We start from the raw sequence: 18511 nt of genomic DNA, 5'->3' as shown, positions 1-18511 counted from the left end.
GACGACAGCGGCAAACGGGCGGGGCATATCTCCGCCCGTTTGTTTTTTTTGCGCTGACTCTCCGCCGGCTGATAGCCGCGGCTCAGCCGCACGAACAGTAGCGCGGTGGCAATGAATCCGCACAGCGCGGCGCACATTAGCCACCAGCCCGGCGGGCTTTTATCGCCGGTGAGCTCGACCAGTGCGGTGGAAATAGCTGGCGTCAGGTCGCCGAAAATGGCAGTAGCGAGACTAAAGGCCAGCGAAAAGCCCACGGTGCGGACGTGTACCAGCATCACTTCGGTAAGCGCCGCGACCATCGCGCCGTTATACATGCCAAAGAAGAACGAGAACCATAGCAGGACCAGCGTCATACGGGTGAAATCGGGCGCGACGGTGAGCCAGTGCATCACCGGCCAGGTGGTGAGCAGGGCCAGCACGGTAATGCCCATCAGCACCGGACGACGACCGATCCGATCAGAGATCGCCCCGCTGGCGAAGTTCCATATCAACTCTCCGGACAAAGCGGGGATGAGGAAAGTCACCCCAGGGGCGTGTGCGGGAAGGGTGCCAGAGGCGCCCATAAAAAAGCCAACCGGCAGGTTGGCTTTTCAGTCTCAGCGAAACGGGGAATTATTTTTCCACCGCGTCGTGGGCGTGTTCGTCCTCGCGGCAATCCCCTTCCGCACAGTGACCGTACAGATATAAACTGTGGTTGGTCAGGCGGATGCCGTGGCGGGAGGCAATTTCACGCTGGCGTAATTCGATCGAGTCGTCGCTGAATTCGATCACTTTGCCGCAGTCGAGGCAGATCAGGTGATCGTGGTGATGCTGCTGGGTCAGTTCGAAAACGGATTTTCCGCCTTCGAAATTATGACGAGTCACGATGCCGGCGTCATCAAACTGGTTGAGGACGCGGTAAACGGTCGCCAGACCGATCTCTTCGCCCATGTCGATCAGGCGTTTATATAAGTCTTCCGCACTGACATGATGGTTATCCGGTTCCTGCAGCACTTCAAGGATTTTTAGTCGAGGAAGTGTGACTTTCAGGCCAGCCTTCTTTAATGCGGTATTGTTGTCAGTCATGCGGAATCTGTCCTGTTGCTAAACGATCTACTTCCTTCAACGGAAGTCATACAGAAATTAACCCGACGTAATGCGTCTCATTATAGAACTGCCACTGGTAAATGAAAACTGCAAGCATCAGGCCTGGTTTGCTGTCAAAAACGAGGCACCAGCTACAAACTGCGTCACGTGCCTCGTAGAATCAGAGGACATTGTACAGATATGTGATTAAAAGTTAAAAACTTGTAGCTATTAGTTTGATTGCTTTTGTCTATTAATGCGGCGCAACTCAATGATTGCGCCGCTTAATCATCAGGCGTTTTTGATTTCTTCGAGGTGCAGCTCTTCGGCAACCTGCTTCACCCATTTCTCAACGCGCTCGTTGGTCAGCTCCGGCTGGCGGTCTTCATCGATGGCGAGGCCGACGAAGTGGTCGTCATCCGCCAGGCCTTTGGAAGCCTCAAAATGATACCCCGCCGTTGGCCAGTGACCGACGATGGTCGCGCCGCGCGGCTCAATGATGTCGCGGATGGTGCCCAGCGCGTCGCAGAAGTATTCTGCGTAATCTTCCTGGTCGCCGCAGCCGAACAGCGCCACCAGTTTGCCATTGAAGTCGATCTCTTCCAGCGTCGGGAAGAAGTCATCCCAGTCACACTGCGCTTCACCGTAGTACCAGGTCGGGATACCGAGCAGCAGGATGTCGTGGGCTTCCAGGTCTTCTTTGCTGCTTTTGGCAATGTCGTGAACATCAGCAACATCTTTACCAAGCTGCTTTTGAATCATTTTTGCAATATTTTCGGTGTTGCCGGTGTCGCTGCCAAAAAAGATGCCGATGATTGCCATGAGTAAAATAACCTCTTGAAACTTAAATGATGTGGTAGGGACGCAATGCCCATAGATAACGGCAATCATAGCAGAACAGGCAAGGGCGCGGAAACAGCAATCACGCCCGACTGCACACTCTGCTACATGAATGCGGGTTTTTCGCGGAAAGTTAGACTTTTCCCTGGCTGCGCAGGGCGGTTAACTGGGTCATCAGCATCTCTTCAATGAGATCGCTGCGGCTCATATTACGCGCTTCCGCCAGCTCGTTGAGCGCATCGACCGCATCGGCGTTGAGTTTTAACTCCACGCGCTTCAGCCCGCGAACCTTATCGCGTTTCAGCTGGTTACGTTTGTTGATGCGCAGTTGTTCATCGCGCGACAGCGGATTGGTTTTCGGTCTTCCCGGGCGACGCTCGTTTGCGAACAAATCTAATGTCGTACGGTCCGTTTGTTCTTTTGCCATGATTCTGAGTGACTTCGGGGAAACAAGCTGCCGGGCTCTAGCCGGCGCAGATAGCGCGCCATCATACATCAGGCGAACGGCTGCGCCAACGACCGTGGGCATTCTGCGGCGCGGTCGGGCATATTTTAGCCAATCAGGCGGCGATGCTCGTCAGATAGCGGCGGATGGCGCGTAACACCGCCTCGGGTTTCTCAGCATGGACCCAGTGTCCGGCGCCGGCGATGACGTGGGCCCGGGCCTGCGGGAACTGGGCCAGCAGCGCGTCGCGGTAGGCGTCGGTCACATAGGGCGAGTTGCCGCCGGGAATAAACTGCGTCGGGTGCGGCCAGGCCGGGATGGTTTCCCAGCCGACGATATGCGGATACTGGTCCCACAGCACCGGCACGTTGAAGCGCCAGTCGCCGTCGACGAATGATTTCAGCAGGAACTGAATCACGCCTTCTTCCTGCAGGTGCTCGCGCATCACCTGCGCCGCCTGCTGGCGGGTGCTGGCGGCGGATTCGCTGACGGCGCGGATAGCGGCGAAGATCTCATCATGGCGGCGAACGTGATAATCCACCGGCGCGATATCGATCGCCACCAGACCGCTGATGCGTTCAGGCGCCAGGGCGGTAAGCGCCATTACCGCTTTCCCGCCCATCGAATGGCCGATAAAGGTGGCGCGCTCGATCTGGTGCGCGTCGAGCGTATCAAGCAGATCCTGCGCCATGGCGGGGTAGGTCATCTCTGGCGACCGCGGCGACAAACCGTGGTTGCGCATATCGACCTGCACAATATCATGGTCGGCGATCAGGTCGCGGGCGAGGATGCCCAGGTTGTCCAGGCTGCCAAACAGACCGTGGACCAGCACGATCGGGGAGTGGTTGTGCGGATTCTGTGCAGATTGCGCTCGGCTATTTAATTTCATGGCAAAGTTCTTTTTTTCGCTCCGTCGGGTTAGGGTATTATGTTGGACATTCTGCCATCCGGCTGCAAGACCCAGAAGTTTTCTGAGTTTTACCGCCATCCTGGTTTGACGCTATCCGCGGTTGGGATTTGTACTTATAATCCCAACGATTTGTATTCAGAAAAGATATCGCACTGGATTAAGATGAAAACAATTGAAGTTGATGATGAACTCTATCGCTATATTGCCAGCCACACTCTGCATATCGGCGAGAGCGCATCCGACATTTTACGGCGTATGCTGAAATTTTCCGCCGTTTCCCAACCGGCTACACCGGTCAGCAAAGCCTCGCCGACGCTGGCGTCAGCGCCTGTCGCTGAGGTGAAACCCGCTAACCCGGTGAAAGATAAAGTCCGCGCCATGCGCGAGATGCTGTTATCTGATGAATACGCCGAGCAGAAGCGCGCGGTGAACCGTTTTATGCTGGTGTTGACGACCCTCTACTCCCTGGACAGTAAAGCATTTGCCGAGGCCACCGAGTCTCTGCACGGCCGCACGCGCGTTTACTTCGCGGAAGATGCGCGTACGCTGCTGAAAAGCGGTAATCAGACCAAACCGAAACAGGTTCCTGGTACACCGTGGTGGGTGATCACCAATACCAATACCGGCCGTAAATGCAGCATGATTGAGCACATCATGCAGTCGATGCAGTTCCCTGCGGAGCTGATTGAAAAGGTTTGCGGCACGATCTAGCTTTTTAACATTTGCACCAGAAGGATCAGGCAATGGCAATCGATAAACGTGCGGGGCAGCCTGCGCAACAGAGTGATTTGATTAACGTCGCCCAACTGACTGCTCAGTACTACGTGCTGAAGCCTGAAGTCGGTAATGCGGAGCATGCGGTAAAATTCGGCACCTCTGGCCATCGCGGTAGCGCGGCGCGCCACAACTTCAACGAACCGCATATCCTGGCCATCGCCCAGGCCATTGCGGAAGATCGTGCGAAAAACGGGATCACCGGTCCGTGCTATGTCGGCAAAGATACCCACGCCCTCTCCGAGCCGGCGTTTATTTCGGTGCTGGAAGTGTTAACCGCCAACGGCGTCGACGTGATCGTGCAGGAAAACAACGGCTTCACCCCGACGCCGGCGGTCTCCAACGCGATTCTGGTGCATAACAAAAAAGGCGGTCCGCTGGCGGACGGCATTGTGATCACCCCGTCACACAACCCGCCGGAAGATGGTGGTATCAAGTACAATCCGCCAAACGGCGGCCCGGCTGATACCAACGTCACCAAAGTGGTGGAAAACCGCGCCAACGAACTGCTGGCCGCGGGCCTGCAGGGCGTGAAACGCATTTCTCTGGACGCGGCGCTGGCTTCTGGCCACGTTAAAGAACAGGATCTGGTGCAGCCGTTCATCGAAGGGCTGGCGGATATCGTCGATATGGCCGCAATCCAGAAAGCCGGCCTGACGCTGGGCGTCGATCCGCTGGGCGGGTCCGGTATCGAATACTGGAAGCGCATTGGCGAGCACTACAAGCTCAATCTGACCATTGTTAACGATCAGGTGGATCAGACCTTCCGCTTTATGCACCTCGATAAAGACGGCGCCATCCGCATGGATTGCTCCTCAGAGTGTGCGATGGCCGGCCTGCTGGCGCTGCGCGATAAGTTCGATCTGGCGTTTGCTAACGACCCGGATTACGACCGCCACGGGATTGTGACCCCGGCGGGGTTGATGAACCCGAACCACTACCTGGCGGTAGCGATCAACTACCTGTTCCAGCATCGTCCGCAGTGGGGCAAAGAGGTGGCGGTGGGTAAAACGCTGGTCTCCTCCGCGATGATTGACCGCGTGGTGAACGATCTGGGCCGCAAGCTGGTGGAAGTGCCGGTGGGCTTTAAGTGGTTTGTCGACGGTCTGTTCGACGGCAGCTTCGGCTTCGGCGGCGAAGAGAGTGCCGGGGCCTCCTTCCTGCGCTTCGACGGCACGCCGTGGTCCACCGATAAAGACGGCATCATCATGTGCCTGCTGGCGGCGGAGATCACCGCGGTGACCGGGAAAAACCCGCAGGAGCATTACAACGAACTGGCGGAACGCTTCGGCGCGCCGAGCTACAACCGTCTGCAGGCTTCCGCGACCTCCGCGCAGAAAGCGGCGCTGTCCAAGCTCTCTCCGGAAATGGTCAGCGCTGACACCCTGGCGGGGGATCCGATCACTGCCCGTCTGACCGCGGCGCCGGGCAACGGGGCGGCGATTGGCGGCCTCAAGGTGATGACCGACAACGGCTGGTTCGCGGCGCGTCCGTCAGGCACCGAAGACGCCTACAAGATCTACTGCGAAAGCTTCCTCGGCGAAGAGCATCGCAAGCAGATTGAAAAAGAAGCGGTGGAGATTGTCAGCGAAGTGCTGAAGAACGCTTAACGACGCACTACCATCAGGCCCCTTGCGGGCCTGATTTTTTTCGCAAGGATAGCGATGAAAATACAACGGAAGTCCCTGTTTTTGTTCTGGGCGTGGATGGATCTCTTTTTCGTCCTGCAATTCTTATGGTGGAATATTGCCCACCGCCGCCTCCCTTTTTACGACGATCTGCTGGCTTATCTCCAGCTGCTGCACACCTGGGGCTCCGCGGCGGTCTGGCTGTACCCGCTGAATGTTCTGCTGATTATCAGCATCCCGCTATCGATGATCTTTTTTTTCCGCCAGAGCCGCTATGCGCTGTGGCTGGCCTGGGGGCAGGCGCCGCTCAGGCTGCTGTTTATGCAGCCTTCGCTATCGCTGGGCCTGTGGCTGATTCAGGCTGCCGGCATCAGGCATGTAGCGATCCTGGCAGGCTTTCTGCTGCTCTCTGAAGGGCTGAAAATCGCCAGCCTCTGGTACTGCAGAGGCGGGATTCAGGGCATAAAGCGATAGCCAATCCCGGTTTCGGTCAGCAAATGCTGCGGCCGTGCCGGATCGGCCTCCAGCTTTTGTCGCAGATGACCCATATAGATCCGCAGATAGTGGCTGTGCTCCACGGCGTTAGGCCCCCACACCTGATTCAGCAGCTGACGCTGGGTAAGCACTTTGCCGGGATTATTCAACAGCGCCGCCAGCAGGCGAAACTCGATAGGCGTCAGGTGGATCTCTTCGCTGCCGCGCAGGATGCGGCGGGCGGGGATATTGACCTCCAGGTCAGCGAAGCGCACCACCGGCTCATCGGCCTGCGCCGCGCCGTGGCGACGCAGCGCGACGCGCAGGCGGGCCTGCAGCTCGCCGATGCCAAAGGGTTTACTTAAGTAGTCATCGGCGCCGGCATCCAGGGCGGCAATTTTGTCATGCTCTTCGCTACGCGCTGACAGGACGATAATCGGCATCTGGCTCCACTGACGCAGGTCGCGAATAAAATCAATGCCGTCACCATCCGGCAGGCCGAGATCGAGGATCGCGAGGTCGGGCTTACGGGTGGCGGCTTCAATCAGCCCACGCTGCAGGGTTTCCGCTTCAAATACGCGCATGCCGTCGGCTTCCAGCGCGGTGCGGAGAAAGCGTCGGATAGCGTGTTCGTCTTCGATAATCAGAACGTTAATCACAATTCCTCAGGTAGCTCTTCCAGTTCAGGGGGCGTTTCTCCCGGCAGTGTAACACGGAATGAGGCGCCGCCCTCGGGCCGGTTGCTGGCGGAGATGGTCCCGCCGTGGACGTCGACGATGGCCTGACAGATGGCAAGGCCCAGCCCGACGCCAGGGATCGCCGACTCTTTGTTGCCGCGGGCGAATTTATCAAAGATAGTCTGCTCCTGGCCTGCCGGGATCCCAGGACCGTTATCCCATACCTCCAGCGACAGCTGCCGGGCGTCCGCCTCGGCGCGGATGCCGATGCTCGCCCGGGCGCCGGCATACTTATGGGCATTTTCCAGCAGGTTGATCAGCACCCGCTCGAACAGCGGTCCGTCGACATGCACCAGCTGGAGGGGATCGGGTAAATCCAGCTGAATATGCTGGCCGCCGAGGCTTGGCTCGAGCATGCGCAGCGCGCTGCCGACCACTTCCTCCAGCGTCAGCCACTCCTTATGCAGATTAAAGCCGCCGGACTGGATCCGCGCCATATCCAACAGGTTGTTCACCAGCCGGGTGGTGTTGAGCACATGCTGGCGGATTTCGTTGGCCTGCGGGGCATGTTTTGAACCTTCGCTGGCCAGATCGAGGGTCAGAATTTCCGCCTGGCCAAACAGCACGGTTAGCGGAGTACGCAGATCGTGCGACAGGGCGGCGAGCAGCGAGTTACGCAGGCTTTCCCGCTCGCTGGTCAGCCGGGCCTGCTCTTCGCTGGCGGTCAGGGTGAGGCGCTCCAGGGCGCTGGCCACCAGCAGAGTAAAGGTCTCCAGCAGCCGCTGCTGCTCCGGGATCATCAATTGGCGCAGATTCTCCGGTTCCACCACCAGTAGTCCCCAGGTGCGGGCGGCGCTCTTCAGGGGCAAGATCTGATACGGCACGCCGGGCAGGGTATCGGTGCCGGCGCCGGCAGGTTGGCCCTTATCAAAGCTCCAGCGGGCGATGGCATCATCCCACGGGGTCAGCCCTGGCTGGTGGGTTAAGGGCAGCAGTTTTCCCTGGGCGTCCGGGAGCAGCAGCTGGCTGCGGGCCTGAAAGGTGGAGGCGATAAATCGCTCGCTGGTGGTGGCGATATCCTGCTGGCTGCGACCCACCGCCAGCGCTTTAGACATCTCATACAGATGGCGGGTACGGCGTTCACGGTAGCGCGCCACCCGCGCCTGGTAGCGCACGCCGGCGGTGAGGTTGCCGATAAGCAGGCCCACGGTGAGCATCACGCCGAAGGTGAGCAGATACTGGACATCCGACACCGCCAGCGTCCCGCGCGGGGCGACAAAAAAGAGATCGAAGCTGATGACGTTGATCACCGTCGCCAGCACCGACGGCCAGCGGCCATAGACCAGGGCGATGATCACCACCCCCAGCAGATAGAGCATCACCAGGTTGGCGGCTTCGAAAGCCATCAACCACTGCATGGCCACCAGGGTAATGATGGCGCATAGCGCCACCGCCACCGCGCAGCCCTGCAGCTGCAGGCGCCATTTCTCCAGCGCCGGACGGCTGTCGCTGGCGCGTGCGGCAAGGGGGAAGGGTTTCTCATCGAGGGCGATCACCACCAGATCGAGGTCCGGCGCATGGCGAGCCAGACGATCGGCGAAGCCGCTGCGATCCCACCAGCGGCGCTTGCTTTGGCGGCCAATGACGATTTTGCCGAGGTTATGTTCGCGGGCGTAATGGAGGACCGCTTTCTCTTCCGACGGGTCGGAGAGGGTGGCGGTTTCGGCCCCCAGCTCCTGGGCCAGACGCAGCGCGGCGAGAATAGCCCGCCGCCGGCCTTCCGGTAGCCGGTGCAGGGAAGGGGTCTCGACATACACCGCATGCCAGACGCTGCCCAGGCGGGCGGCGAGCCGGGCGGCGGCGCGCACCAGCTTTTCGCTGCCGGTGTTGTGCCCGATACAGAGCAGGATCGCATCGCGGGTGTGCCAGACTTTCTCCTGGCCCTGGCGGTCGCGCCAGGCGCGCATCTGCTCATCGACGCGGTCGGCGGTGCGGCGCAGGGCCAGCTCGCGCAGCGCAATCAGATTGCCCTTGCGGAAAAAGTTTTCGATAGCGCGCTCGGCCTGGCCGCCGATGTAGACTTTGCCCTCATTGAGCCGCTGGCGCAGATCGTCAGGGGGGAGGTCCACCAGCACCACGTCGTCCGCGGCGTCAAAGAAGGGATCGGGAACCGTTTCCCGCACCTGCACGCCGGTGATCCCGCTGACGACGTCATTCAGGCTTTCCAGATGCTGGACGTTAACGGTAGTGAAAACATCTATCCCGGCCTCCAGCAGTTCATCCACATCCTGCCAGCGCTTTGGATGGCGGGAGCCTGGCGCATTGCTGTGCGCCAGCTCATCCACCAGAATCAGCGCCGGACGGCGGGCGAGGGCGGCGTCGAGATCGAACTCATAGACGTACCGCCCGCGATGGGCAAGCCGCCGCGGCGGCAGAGTGCTCAGGCCCTGCAGCATCGCGGCGGTCTCTTTACGGCCGTGGGTCTCCGCCACGCCAATCAGAATATCCAGCCCCTGGGCGCGCAGCCGCTGCGCTTCCGCCAGCATCGCCCAGGTTTTCCCCACCCCGGCGCAGGCGCCAAAGAACACTTTCAGTTTGCCGCGATGCGGGGCGGCGGTGTGCTGCAGCAGGCGGTCAGGGTCCGGGCGCAGCGGCTCGTCACTCATTTACTTATCCTTCAGGGTATCCAGCGCCATATTGAGTTGCAGTATATTGACCACCGGCTGGCCAAGGAAGCTCAGCAGCGGGGTTTGTGTGGCCTGATTCACCAACTGGGTTACCTGCTCAACGCTCAGCTGGCGCGCTTGAGCCACCCGGGGCACCTGCCACAGCGCGGCGGCCGGAGTCAGGTTGTTATCGAGACCGCTCGCCGAGGTGGTGACCAGTTCGACCGGCACCCGCGGGTCGGCGTCCGGGTTGGCGGCGCGCAGGGCCTGCACGCGCTCGCTCACCGCTTTATCCAGCGCCGGGTTGCTGGCGGCGAGGTTGCTGCCGCCAGAGGCCATGGGATTATCCGTCGTCTCCGCGGTGGCCGACGGGCGGCCCTGGAAATAGCCTGCGGCGGTGAAGTTCTGGCCAATCAGCGCCGAGCCGCGCACTTCACCGTTCAGGCGGATCAGCGAGCCGTTGGCCTGTGAGTTAAACCACCATTGTCCCAGGCTGGTGGTAAGCAGAGGATAGACGCCGCCGGTGAGCAGCGTTAACAGAATAAATAGCACAAGTGCCGAACGAATCAATGACATAGTTTGTTCCTCACACCAGACCGCTCAGGGTCAGCAGCAGGTCGATGGCTTTAATACCGATAAAGGGCACCAGCAGACCGCCGAGGCCGTAGATCCACAGGTTGCGGCGCAGCATCGCCGAGGCGGAGAGCGGGCGATAGCTGACGCCTTTCAGGGCCAGCGGGATCAGAAAGACGATGATCAGCGCGTTGAAGATAACGGCGCTGAGGATCGCCGATGAGGGCGAATGCAGGCCCATCACGTTCAGCATGGCCAGCTGAGGATAGACCGCGGCAAACGCCGCCGGAATAATGGCGAAATATTTCGCCACGTCGTTGGCAATACTGAAGGTGGTCAGCGAACCGCGCGTCATTAACATCTGTTTGCCGATATGGACCACCTCAATCAGCTTGGTGGGGTTGGAATCCAGGTCGACCATGTTGCCCGCTTCCTTCGCCGCCTGGGTACCGGAGTTCATGGCTACCGCCACGTCGGCCTGAGCCAGCGCGGGCGCGTCGTTGGTGCCGTCGCCGGTCATCGCCACCAGCCGACCTTCCGACTGGTACTGGCGGATCAGCGCCAGCTTGGCTTCCGGCGTCGCTTCGGCGAGGAAATCATCGACGCCGGCCTCGGCGGCGATCGCCGCGGCGGTCAGGCGGTTATCGCCGGTGATCATCACCGTTTTAATGCCCATTTTGCGCAGCTGGGCGAAACGTTCTTTGATGCCGCCTTTGACGATATCTTTGAGCGCAATAATCCCCAGCACCTTTTCCCCTTCGGCGACCACCAGCGGCGTGGCCCCCTGGCGGGCGACCTCTTCCACCTGTTTATCGACATCGGCAGGGAAGTGGCCGCCGTTGGCCTCCACGTGGCGGCGAATGGCGTCCACCGACCCTTTGCGGATCATGCGCTGATCGATATTGATGCCGCTCATCCGCGTTTGCGCGGTAAAGGGGACAAAGGTGGCGTGCAGCGACTGCAGATCGCGTTCGCGCAGATTAAAGCGCTGTTTCGCCAGCACCACGATGCTGCGCCCCTCAGGGGTTTCATCCGCCAGCGAGGAGAGCTGGGCGGCGTCGGCGAGGGTTCGCTCTTCCACGCCGCGAGCCGGCAGGAAGGCGGAAGCCTGGCGGTTGCCGAGGGTAATGGTCCCGGTTTTATCCAGCAGCAGGACATCGACGTCGCCAGCGGCTTCCACCGCGCGGCCGCTGGTGGCGATCACGTTGGCGCCGAGCATACGGCTCATCCCGGCGACGCCGATGGCCGACAGCAGCCCGCCGATGGTGGTCGGGATCAGGCACACCAGCAGGGCGACCAGTACGGTAACGCTGACCGCATTGCCGCTCCACGCCGAGAAGGGCCAGATGGTGGCGGTGGCCAGCAGGAACACCAGCGTCAGGGCGATCAGCAGGATCGTCAGGGCGATCTCGTTCGGCGTTTTACGGCGCTGGGCGCCTTCCACCATGGCGATCATCCGGTCGAGGAAGGTTTCTCCCGGGTTCACGCTGCAGCGGATCACCAGCCAGTCGGAGAGAATGCGTGTCCCGCCGGTCACCGAGGCAAAATCGCCACCGGATTCACGGATCACCGGGGCAGACTCGCCGGTAATGGCGCTTTCGTCCACCGAGGCGCCGCCTTCGATGACTTCGCCATCGCAGGGGATAATATCCCCGGCTTCCACCAGTACCACGTCGCCTTTGCGCAGGTCTTCCGCCGGCACGTGATCGACCGGCGCGTCATGCTGCGGGGCGCGCAGTTTGCGGGCGAAGGCCGTTTTTTTCACCCCTTTCAGGCTGTTGGCCTGGGCTTTGCTGCGGCCTTCCGCCATCGCTTCGGCAAAGTTGGCGAACAGCACGGTAAACCACAGCCAGATACTGACGGCGGCGGTAAAGGTGGCGCTACCGGTCAGGGCGCCGCCAGCCATGGCGATCGCCAGCAGGGTGGTTAACAGACTGCCCACCCAGACGATAAACATCACCGGATTGCGCCATTGCACCATCGGGCTGAGTTTTTTCACGGCATCCAGCAGCGCCTGGCGCACCAGCGTCGGCTCCAGCAGGGCTAATTGTTTGCGACTCATAACAGGGTGCTCCGCATCGCTCAAAGTAAGGAAAAGTGTTCAGCCAGCGGGCCAAGCGCCAGCGCAGGAATAAAGGTCAGGGCGCCCACCAGCAGCACGGTGCCGATCAGTAAACCGATAAACAGGGCGTCGTGGGTGGCCAGGGTGCCGGGGCTGGCCGGTTGAATTTTCTTCGCCACCAGCGAGCCGGCGATGGCCATCACCGGAATGATGACGGCGAAGCGGCCGACCAGCATGCAGAACGCCAGCAGCAGGTTCCAGAACGGCGTCGCCGCGCCCAGGCCAGCGAAGGCGCTACCGTTGTTATTGGCCGCCGAGGTGACGGCGTACAGCACTTCGCTAAAGCCGTGCGGTCCAGGGTTGAACATCCCGGCGCGGCCGGCGTCGGTCATCATCGCCAGCGCCGTGCCGAGCAACACCAGCGTCGGGGTGACCAGAATGGCGAGGGCGATCATTTTCATTTCCCGGACATCGATTTTCTTCCCGAGGTACTCCGGGGTGCGGCCGACCATCAGCCCGGCGATAAATACCGCCAGCATAACGAACAGCAGCATGCCGTACAGGCCCGAGCCGACGCCGCCGAATACCACTTCGCCAATCTGCATCAGCCACATCGGCACCATGCCGCCCAGCGCGGTGAGGGAGTCATGCATGGCATTGACCGCGCCGCAGGAGGCGGCGGTGGTGATCACCGCGAACAGACTGCTGGCGAGAATACCGAAGCGACTCTCTTTTCCTTCCATATTCAGGCTGCTGTCGGCGCCCAGCGTCAGCAGATGCGGATTGCCGCGGGTCTCCGCCCACATCACCACGGCGACGCAGAGGATAAAGATCAGCGTCATTGCCCACAGGATGGCGCGTCCCTGACGCCGATCGCTTACCACCTCGCCGAAGGCGAAGCACAGCGCCGCCGGGATCAGGAAGATCGCCAGCATCTGCACGAGATTGGTCAGCGCGGTCGGGTTTTCAAACGGATGGGCGGAGTTGGCATTGAAGAAACCGCCGCCGTTAGTGCCCAGCAGCTTAATCGCTTCCTGTGAGGCGACAGGCCCCATCGGCAGCAGCTGGTGCACCCCTTCGAGGGTGGTAAAGGGCTGGTAGGCCTGCAGATTCTGCGGCACACCCTGCTGAATAAAGAACAGGGCCACCAGCAGAGAGAGCGGCAGCAGCAGCCACAGGGTAATGCGCGTCAGGTCGACCCAGGCATTGCCGAGGGTCGACATTTTCTGCCGGGCGAAGGCGCGGGTCAGGGCGAAGACCACGGCGATGCCGGTGGCGGCGGAGAGGAAATTCTGCACCGTCAGGCCGACCATCTGGCTGAGATAACTCATGGTGCTTTCGCCGGCGTAAGCCTGCCAGTTGGTATTGCTGACAAAGCTGATCGCGGTATTGAGCGCCAGATCCCATGACAGCCCCGGCAGGTGCTGCGGGTTAAACGGCAGCACGCCCTGGAGCATCAGCAGGGCAAACAGCGCCAGGCCGCCGAGGGCGTTAAACAGCAGGAGCGCCAGCAAATACTGCAGCCAGCCCATCTCTTCGGCGCGGATCCCGGCCACGCGCCACAAGACGCGCTCGACCCCGGCCAGGCCGGGAAGCGGGATGTCATTCACCATTCTCGCCAGACACATCCCCAGCGGGCGCGCCAGCACCAGCAATACCAGCAGATAGCTGGCTAATAATAAAAATCCCTGGGCAGCCATCAGAATGCCTCCGCATGTATCAAGGCATAAACCAGATAAGCCAGTAACAGGAACACCAGCCCAACGCCAGTGAGTACGCCTGCAGTCACAATCCACCTCCGGGTGTGTTTTCGATTTACCTGGAGGATAGAAATTACGGCGCAAAGATTTCGCAAAAATCCGCGGGTGCGGTGTAAAAAAAGTATAAAAATGACAAAGGCACAAATTAACTGATGGTTAGTATTAATTTAACTTTTTCGTAACTAATTTACGTGGCGAATGTAAATTAAGTATAAATACGTGCTTTTTAGTGGTCGGATGAGTAGTAAAATTACAAGCAGAGCGGTATTATTTTGCTCAGACAAACATGATTAATTTTACCGGCGCTGCTTGCCGGCCTGACAAAGGGGAGAGAAATGATGGCGTTGTACAAAGCTTATCCTGCTCATATTATTTTGCTGCGTCGTGCTTTCGCCGTCGTGGCTGGCGTCGCGGCGCTGCCGGTGATGCTGTTCTGGAAAGATCGCGCCCGCTACTACAGCTGGCTGCACCGGGTGTGGTCGAAAACCAGCGAGCAGCCGGTGTGGATGGCGCAGGCGGAGAAAGCCGCTCACGATTTCTATTAATCCTCCTGCTGCGAAGAAAATAACAAGACCGCCGGGTTGCCCCGGCGGTTTTTTTTCGCCGCTTGTCTACACTCGTTTTTATGCGCCGCCTTGGAATTGGCAGGTGCGTATTTTGCCGGAGCGCGCTATTTTTGCCGGCTTAGATCATAAGATGAGTATTGCTGACGGATAATAAGGAGTGATATGGCCACCCATCTGGTCTGGTTACGCACGGATTTACGCATTCACGATAACCTGGCGCTGGCTGCCGCCTGCCGCGATCCGCAGGCGCAGGTGCTGGCGCTGTATATCGCCACCCCGGGGCAGTGGCGTGAACATCACCTGGCGCCACGGCAGGCCGCTTTTATCGCCAGCCATTTACAGAGTCTGCATGCCGCGCTGGCGGAACGGGGTATACCGCTGTGGGTGGAAGAGGCGGACGATTTTACCGCCAGCGTCGAACGGCTGGCCGATTTTTGCCAGCAGCATCAGGTCAGTCACCTGTTCTACAACTATCAGTACGAATTCAATGAACGCCAGCGCGATGCCGCCGTTGAGAACACCTTGCGCGACGTGATTTGCCAGGGCTTCGACGACAGCGTCCTGTTGCCGCCCGGCAGCGTACTGACCGGTGGCGGCGAAATGTATAAAGTCTTCACCCCGTTTAAAAATGCGTTTATTCGCCGTCTGCGGGACGGACTGCCGGCGTGCGTGGCGGCCCCGAAGCCGCGCCAGGCGCCTGCCCGCCAGGCGCCGCCGCTGCCTGAGCTTAACTACCCGCAAACGCCGTTCGACGGGCTGCTGTTTGCCGCGGATGAAAAAACGGCGCTGGCGCGTCTGCGCGCGTTTTGTCAGCAAGCGGCGGCGGATTACGAGGGGCAGCGCGACTTCCCGGCCGTGGAAGGGACCAGTCGCCTGTCGCCCTGCCTGGCCATCGGCGTGCTGTCCCCCCGCCAGTGCCTGCATCGTCTGCTGACGGAACATCCCGCCGCGCTGGACGGCGGAGCCGGCGCCACCTGGCTTAACGAGCTGATCTGGCGCGAGTTTTACCGCCATCTGATGGTCTACTATCCGAAGCTCTGTAAAGGACGGCCATTTACTGCCTGGACAGATAAGGTCGCCTGGCGCGCAGAGGAGGCCGCCCTGCAGGCCTGGCAGCGCGGGGAGACCGGTTTTCCGATTGTTGATGCCGCCATGCGCCAGCTGAACGCCACCGGCTGGATGCATAACCGGTTGCGCATGATTGTCGCCAGCTTCCTGACGAAAGATTTGCGCCTCGACTGGCGGGCGGGCGAGCGCTATTTCATGAGCCAGCTGATTGATGGCGACCTGGCGGCGAATAACGGCGGCTGGCAGTGGGCGGCTTCAACGGGCACCGACGCCGCGCCCTATTTTCGCATATTTAACCCCACCACCCAGGGCGAAAAGTTTGATAAACAGGGGGTGTTTATACGTCGCTGGCTGCCGGAGCTGGCAAAGGTGCCGGAGAAGGCCCTGCATCAGCCGTGGGCGTGGGCGGATAAACAAGGGATCACGCTGGACTATTCGCGCCCGATAGTTGATCACAAGCAGGCGCGGCAGGAGACGCTGGCGGCCTGGGAGGCCGCCAGAAAAGGAATTACTCCACCGCCAGACGGCGGGTCCTGACTTTCAGCGAATGATACAGCCAGATGACCAGCACCACGCCGACGCAGGCCAGCGCGCCCCAGGTGATCTGGCTGAAGACGGTAATGTAGGCGTCAATGGAGTAGTTCACCGCTCCGGCGGCGTCGAATGACGCCTGCGAGGTCTGGTCGGCGATAACGCCGGCCAGATAGTTGGCGATGGCCCCTGAGAGCAGCATATAGATACCGGTCAGCACCCCAGTGACACCCGGGATCTCAATGCGGGTGATCTGCGACATCGCGACCGGGTCGATAAACAGTTCGGCAAAGCCCATCACCGCCAGACCCAGCACCATCAGCGGCATGGACGACTGACCATAGGCCGCCGACCAGCGGGCGCTGAGGGTCAAAATGCAGAACCCGGCGCTCATCAGGCCCAGACCGAGGGCAAATTTCCCCCAGATGCGCACGGTGCGATTGCCGTTCACGCTCTCTTTCACCAGCCACGCCAGCACCATCCCGCAGAGCATCACCGCGAAGGCGTTGATTGACTGGAACATAGCGGTAGGGACTTCGTAGCTCATGATATGGCGGTTAACGAAGCGGTCAATATACAGGCTGATGGAGCTCCCGCCCTGTTGGGCGAAGGCCCAGAACAGCAGGCTGAAGGCGGTCAGGACGACGATCAGGCGCAGATCCTTGCGCTGTTTATCGGTTTCGGCGCGCAGGTAGATCCGCGCCAGTACCGCGAGGCCAATGGCCGTGGCGACCATCAGGGCATACACCGACCACTCCTGCCAGAACAGTACCGCAATCAGCAGCGGGGCGGTAACCAGCAATACCAGCAGCCAGCCCCAGTTCGGCAACAGGAAGCGGCGCGCGCACAGCGCCTGGCGGTTGACGCCGGCGGTATACTGGAAATGACGGTTGCCGCAGAGGAAAATCACCAGCCCCGCGACCATGCCGATGGCCGCCAGGGCAAAGCCCATCGCCCAGCTATACTCCTCCTGTACGTAGCCGCAGGCGATCGGCGCGATAATCGAGCCGATATTGCCGGCGGCATACATCAGCGAAAAGCCGCCATCGCGACGCGGATCGGCGGGTTCGTACAGCTCGCCCAGCAGACAGCTGACGTTGGATTTAAACAACCCGTAGCCGCAGACGATGATCGCCAGCGACAGGTACAGGAAAACCGGAGCGGTTTCGCTGGCCCCGAGCACCAGATGGCCAATGGCCATCAGCAGCGCGCCGAGCATGACCGCCATCCGGTTGCCTAACAGCTTATCGGCCAGATAGCCGCCGAGGATCGGCGTCACATAGACCAGCGAACAGTAGGCGCTGAACAGGGCGTAGGCATGGTTATCGTCATATTTGAGCTGATTGGTGAGATAGAGGATCAGCAGGGCGCGCATGCCGTAAAAGCTAAAATACTCCCAGATTTGCAGCGCCACGACGTAGTAGATCGCCCGCGGCTGCGATGATGTTGTCTGCATATGAAGTGTGTTTCCTGGCGTAAAGCGAAAGTCGATCGTTCTGCATGAATAGCGATTTATCAGTCATATTCATGGCTTGAGGGGCTTTCTGATTATTTAATATGCTTTATTAGTGCATAAATATACACTAATGCGCGGCGGGATGAATAGACAAATTGCGGGATTCGTTAAAAAGTCATGGTCAGTGACGGTAGCGGACTATCGACGACCCGAATGGATATGGTTATGTTATGCCTTTGTATAACCTGATTATCTGCTGGAGTGGCGATGAAAAATAGCGAACTGGAACAACTGATTAACGACAAGCTCAATAGTGCGGCCATCAGTGACTTCGCCCCTAACGGTCTGCAGGTGGAAGGACGCGAAACGGTGCACAAGATCGTCACCGGAGTGACGGCCTGCCAGGCGCTGCTGGATGAGGCCGTCCGTCTGCAGGCGGATGCGGTGATTGTTCATCACGGCTATTTCTGGAAAAACGAATCGCCAGTGATCTGCGGCATGAAGCGCCGTCGCCTGAAAACCCTGCTGGCCAACGATATCAATCTCTACGGTTGGCACCTGCCGCTGGATGCCCATCCGGAGCTGGGCAATAACGCGCAGCTGGCGCATCTGCTGGGGATTAACGTGCTCGGCGAAATCGAACCGCTGGTGCCGTGGGGCGAGCTGTCGATGCCGGTTTCCGGCCTCGAACTGGCCTCGTGGATCGAAGCGCGACTGGGGCGCAAGCCGCTGTGGTGCGGCGATACCGGGCCGGATACCGTCAGCCGCGTCGCCTGGTGTACCGGCGGCGGCCAGAGCTTTATCGACGCCGCGGCGCGCTTTGGCGTGGACGCCTTTATCACCGGCGAAGTGTCGGAACAAACTATTCACTCTGCCCGCGAGCAGGGCCTGCATTTTTATGCCGCCGGCCACCACGCCACCGAGCGGGGCGGCATTCGCGCCCTCAGCGAATGGCTGACGGAAACGACCGATCTGGATGTTACCTTTATTGATATTCCTAACCCTGCCTGACGGGA

Annotated in this window: 17 protein-coding genes and 1 pseudogene; 6 read left to right on the top strand and 12 right to left on the bottom strand. The window is 60.1% G+C overall.

What is annotated here, in order from left to right; genetic code table 11:
• Window positions 1–53 precede the first annotated feature (53 nt).
• The 5 genes and pseudogenes from OHJ17_RS17885 to ybfF form a co-directional block, all read right to left on the bottom strand.
• Window positions 54–479 (bottom strand): annotated as a pseudogene (locus OHJ17_RS17885) (MFS transporter); the annotation flags it as partial.
• A 133-nt stretch (window positions 480–612) separates the two neighbouring features.
• Window positions 613–1065, bottom strand: coding sequence for a ferric iron uptake transcriptional regulator (fur, locus tag OHJ17_RS17880; protein WP_002894761.1), 453 nt, complete (start codon window positions 1063–1065; stop codon window positions 613–615).
• A 291-nt stretch (window positions 1066–1356) separates the two neighbouring features.
• A complete protein-coding gene (gene fldA, locus OHJ17_RS17875; protein WP_002894765.1) occupies window positions 1357–1887 on the bottom strand; it encodes a flavodoxin FldA in 531 nt (176 codons plus the stop codon).
• Window positions 1888–2038: 151 nt separating this feature from the next.
• Window positions 2039–2332: a LexA regulated protein gene (ybfE, locus tag OHJ17_RS17870; protein ID WP_002894767.1), complete on the bottom strand. Its 294-nt coding sequence runs from the start codon at window positions 2330–2332 to the stop codon at window positions 2039–2041.
• A gap of 133 nt (window positions 2333–2465) precedes the next feature.
• Window positions 2466–3239: an esterase gene (ybfF, locus tag OHJ17_RS17865; protein ID WP_004152229.1), complete on the bottom strand. Its 774-nt coding sequence runs from the start codon at window positions 3237–3239 to the stop codon at window positions 2466–2468.
• A 183-nt stretch (window positions 3240–3422) separates the two neighbouring features.
• On the opposite strand from ybfF, the gene seqA reads away from it, so the two are divergent.
• The 3 genes from seqA to OHJ17_RS17850 are packed head-to-tail and all read left to right on the top strand — an operon-like array spanning window position 3423 to window position 6136.
• On the top strand, window positions 3423–3971 hold the full coding sequence (gene seqA / locus OHJ17_RS17860; protein ID WP_032432809.1) for a replication initiation negative regulator SeqA: 549 nt from the start codon (window positions 3423–3425) through the stop codon (window positions 3969–3971).
• 32 nt (window positions 3972–4003) lie between these two features.
• A complete protein-coding gene (pgm, locus tag OHJ17_RS17855) occupies window positions 4004–5644 on the top strand; it encodes a phosphoglucomutase (alpha-D-glucose-1,6-bisphosphate-dependent) (RefSeq protein WP_004183423.1) in 1641 nt (546 codons plus the stop codon).
• A gap of 54 nt (window positions 5645–5698) precedes the next feature.
• Entirely contained in the window at window positions 5699–6136 is a 438-nt protein-coding gene (locus OHJ17_RS17850; protein WP_004223677.1) for a hypothetical protein, read from the top strand.
• Here the strand turns inward: OHJ17_RS17850 and kdpE are convergent.
• Genes kdpE through kdpF form a run of 6 tightly spaced genes read right to left on the bottom strand, consistent with a single transcriptional unit; the run spans window position 6118 to window position 13903 of the window.
• Complete coding sequence (gene kdpE, locus OHJ17_RS17845; protein WP_002894776.1) at window positions 6118–6795, bottom strand: two-component system response regulator KdpE; 678 nt, start codon at window positions 6793–6795, stop codon at window positions 6118–6120. The genes OHJ17_RS17850 and kdpE overlap by 19 nt on opposite strands.
• Window positions 6792–9479, bottom strand: coding sequence for a two-component system sensor histidine kinase KdpD (gene kdpD, locus OHJ17_RS17840; protein WP_004142255.1), 2688 nt, complete (start codon window positions 9477–9479; stop codon window positions 6792–6794). Before kdpD ends, kdpE begins: the two co-directional genes overlap by 4 nt.
• On the bottom strand, window positions 9480–10055 hold the full coding sequence (gene kdpC / locus OHJ17_RS17835; protein ID WP_032432811.1) for a potassium-transporting ATPase subunit KdpC: 576 nt from the start codon (window positions 10053–10055) through the stop codon (window positions 9480–9482).
• A gap of 10 nt (window positions 10056–10065) precedes the next feature.
• Window positions 10066–12114, bottom strand: coding sequence for a potassium-transporting ATPase subunit KdpB (kdpB, locus tag OHJ17_RS17830; protein ID WP_004147607.1), 2049 nt, complete (start codon window positions 12112–12114; stop codon window positions 10066–10068).
• Between the two features lie 20 nt (window positions 12115–12134).
• Entirely contained in the window at window positions 12135–13814 is a 1680-nt protein-coding gene (kdpA, locus tag OHJ17_RS17825; RefSeq protein ID WP_032432813.1) for a potassium-transporting ATPase subunit KdpA, read from the bottom strand.
• Window positions 13814–13903 (bottom strand): K(+)-transporting ATPase subunit F, encoded by a 90-nt coding sequence (kdpF, locus tag OHJ17_RS17820; RefSeq protein WP_020323459.1) that lies wholly within the window; start codon window positions 13901–13903, stop codon window positions 13814–13816. Before kdpF ends, kdpA begins: the two co-directional genes overlap by 1 nt.
• 306 nt (window positions 13904–14209) lie before the next feature.
• On the opposite strand from kdpF, the gene OHJ17_RS17815 reads away from it, so the two are divergent.
• Together OHJ17_RS17815 and phrB are read left to right on the top strand one after the other, a co-directional pair.
• On the top strand, window positions 14210–14419 hold the full coding sequence (locus tag OHJ17_RS17815) for a DUF2517 family protein (protein ID WP_004142243.1): 210 nt from the start codon (window positions 14210–14212) through the stop codon (window positions 14417–14419).
• A gap of 183 nt (window positions 14420–14602) precedes the next feature.
• A complete protein-coding gene (gene phrB, locus OHJ17_RS17810) occupies window positions 14603–16045 on the top strand; it encodes a deoxyribodipyrimidine photo-lyase (RefSeq protein WP_009308193.1) in 1443 nt (480 codons plus the stop codon).
• Here the strand turns inward: phrB and dtpD are convergent.
• Window positions 16017–17495 carry a dipeptide permease DtpD gene (gene dtpD / locus OHJ17_RS17805; RefSeq protein ID WP_004183429.1) on the bottom strand — a complete coding sequence of 493 codons (1479 nt, stop codon included), beginning with the start codon at window positions 17493–17495 and terminating at the stop codon, window positions 16017–16019. The two genes, phrB and dtpD, sit on opposite strands and share 29 nt — an antisense overlap.
• A gap of 267 nt (window positions 17496–17762) precedes the next feature.
• Here dtpD and OHJ17_RS17800 point away from each other — a divergent pair, with 267 nt between their 5' ends.
• Window positions 17763–18506, top strand: coding sequence for a type 2 GTP cyclohydrolase I (locus OHJ17_RS17800; RefSeq protein WP_267302464.1), 744 nt, complete (start codon window positions 17763–17765; stop codon window positions 18504–18506).
• The last annotated feature ends 5 nt before the right edge of the window (window positions 18507–18511 follow it).

This window comes from Klebsiella sp. KP20-425-1, from assembly GCF_025813515.1.
GTDB classification, from domain to species: domain Bacteria; phylum Pseudomonadota; class Gammaproteobacteria; order Enterobacterales; family Enterobacteriaceae; genus Klebsiella; species Klebsiella pneumoniae.
This window is presented reverse-complemented; position numbering and strand designations above follow the sequence as displayed.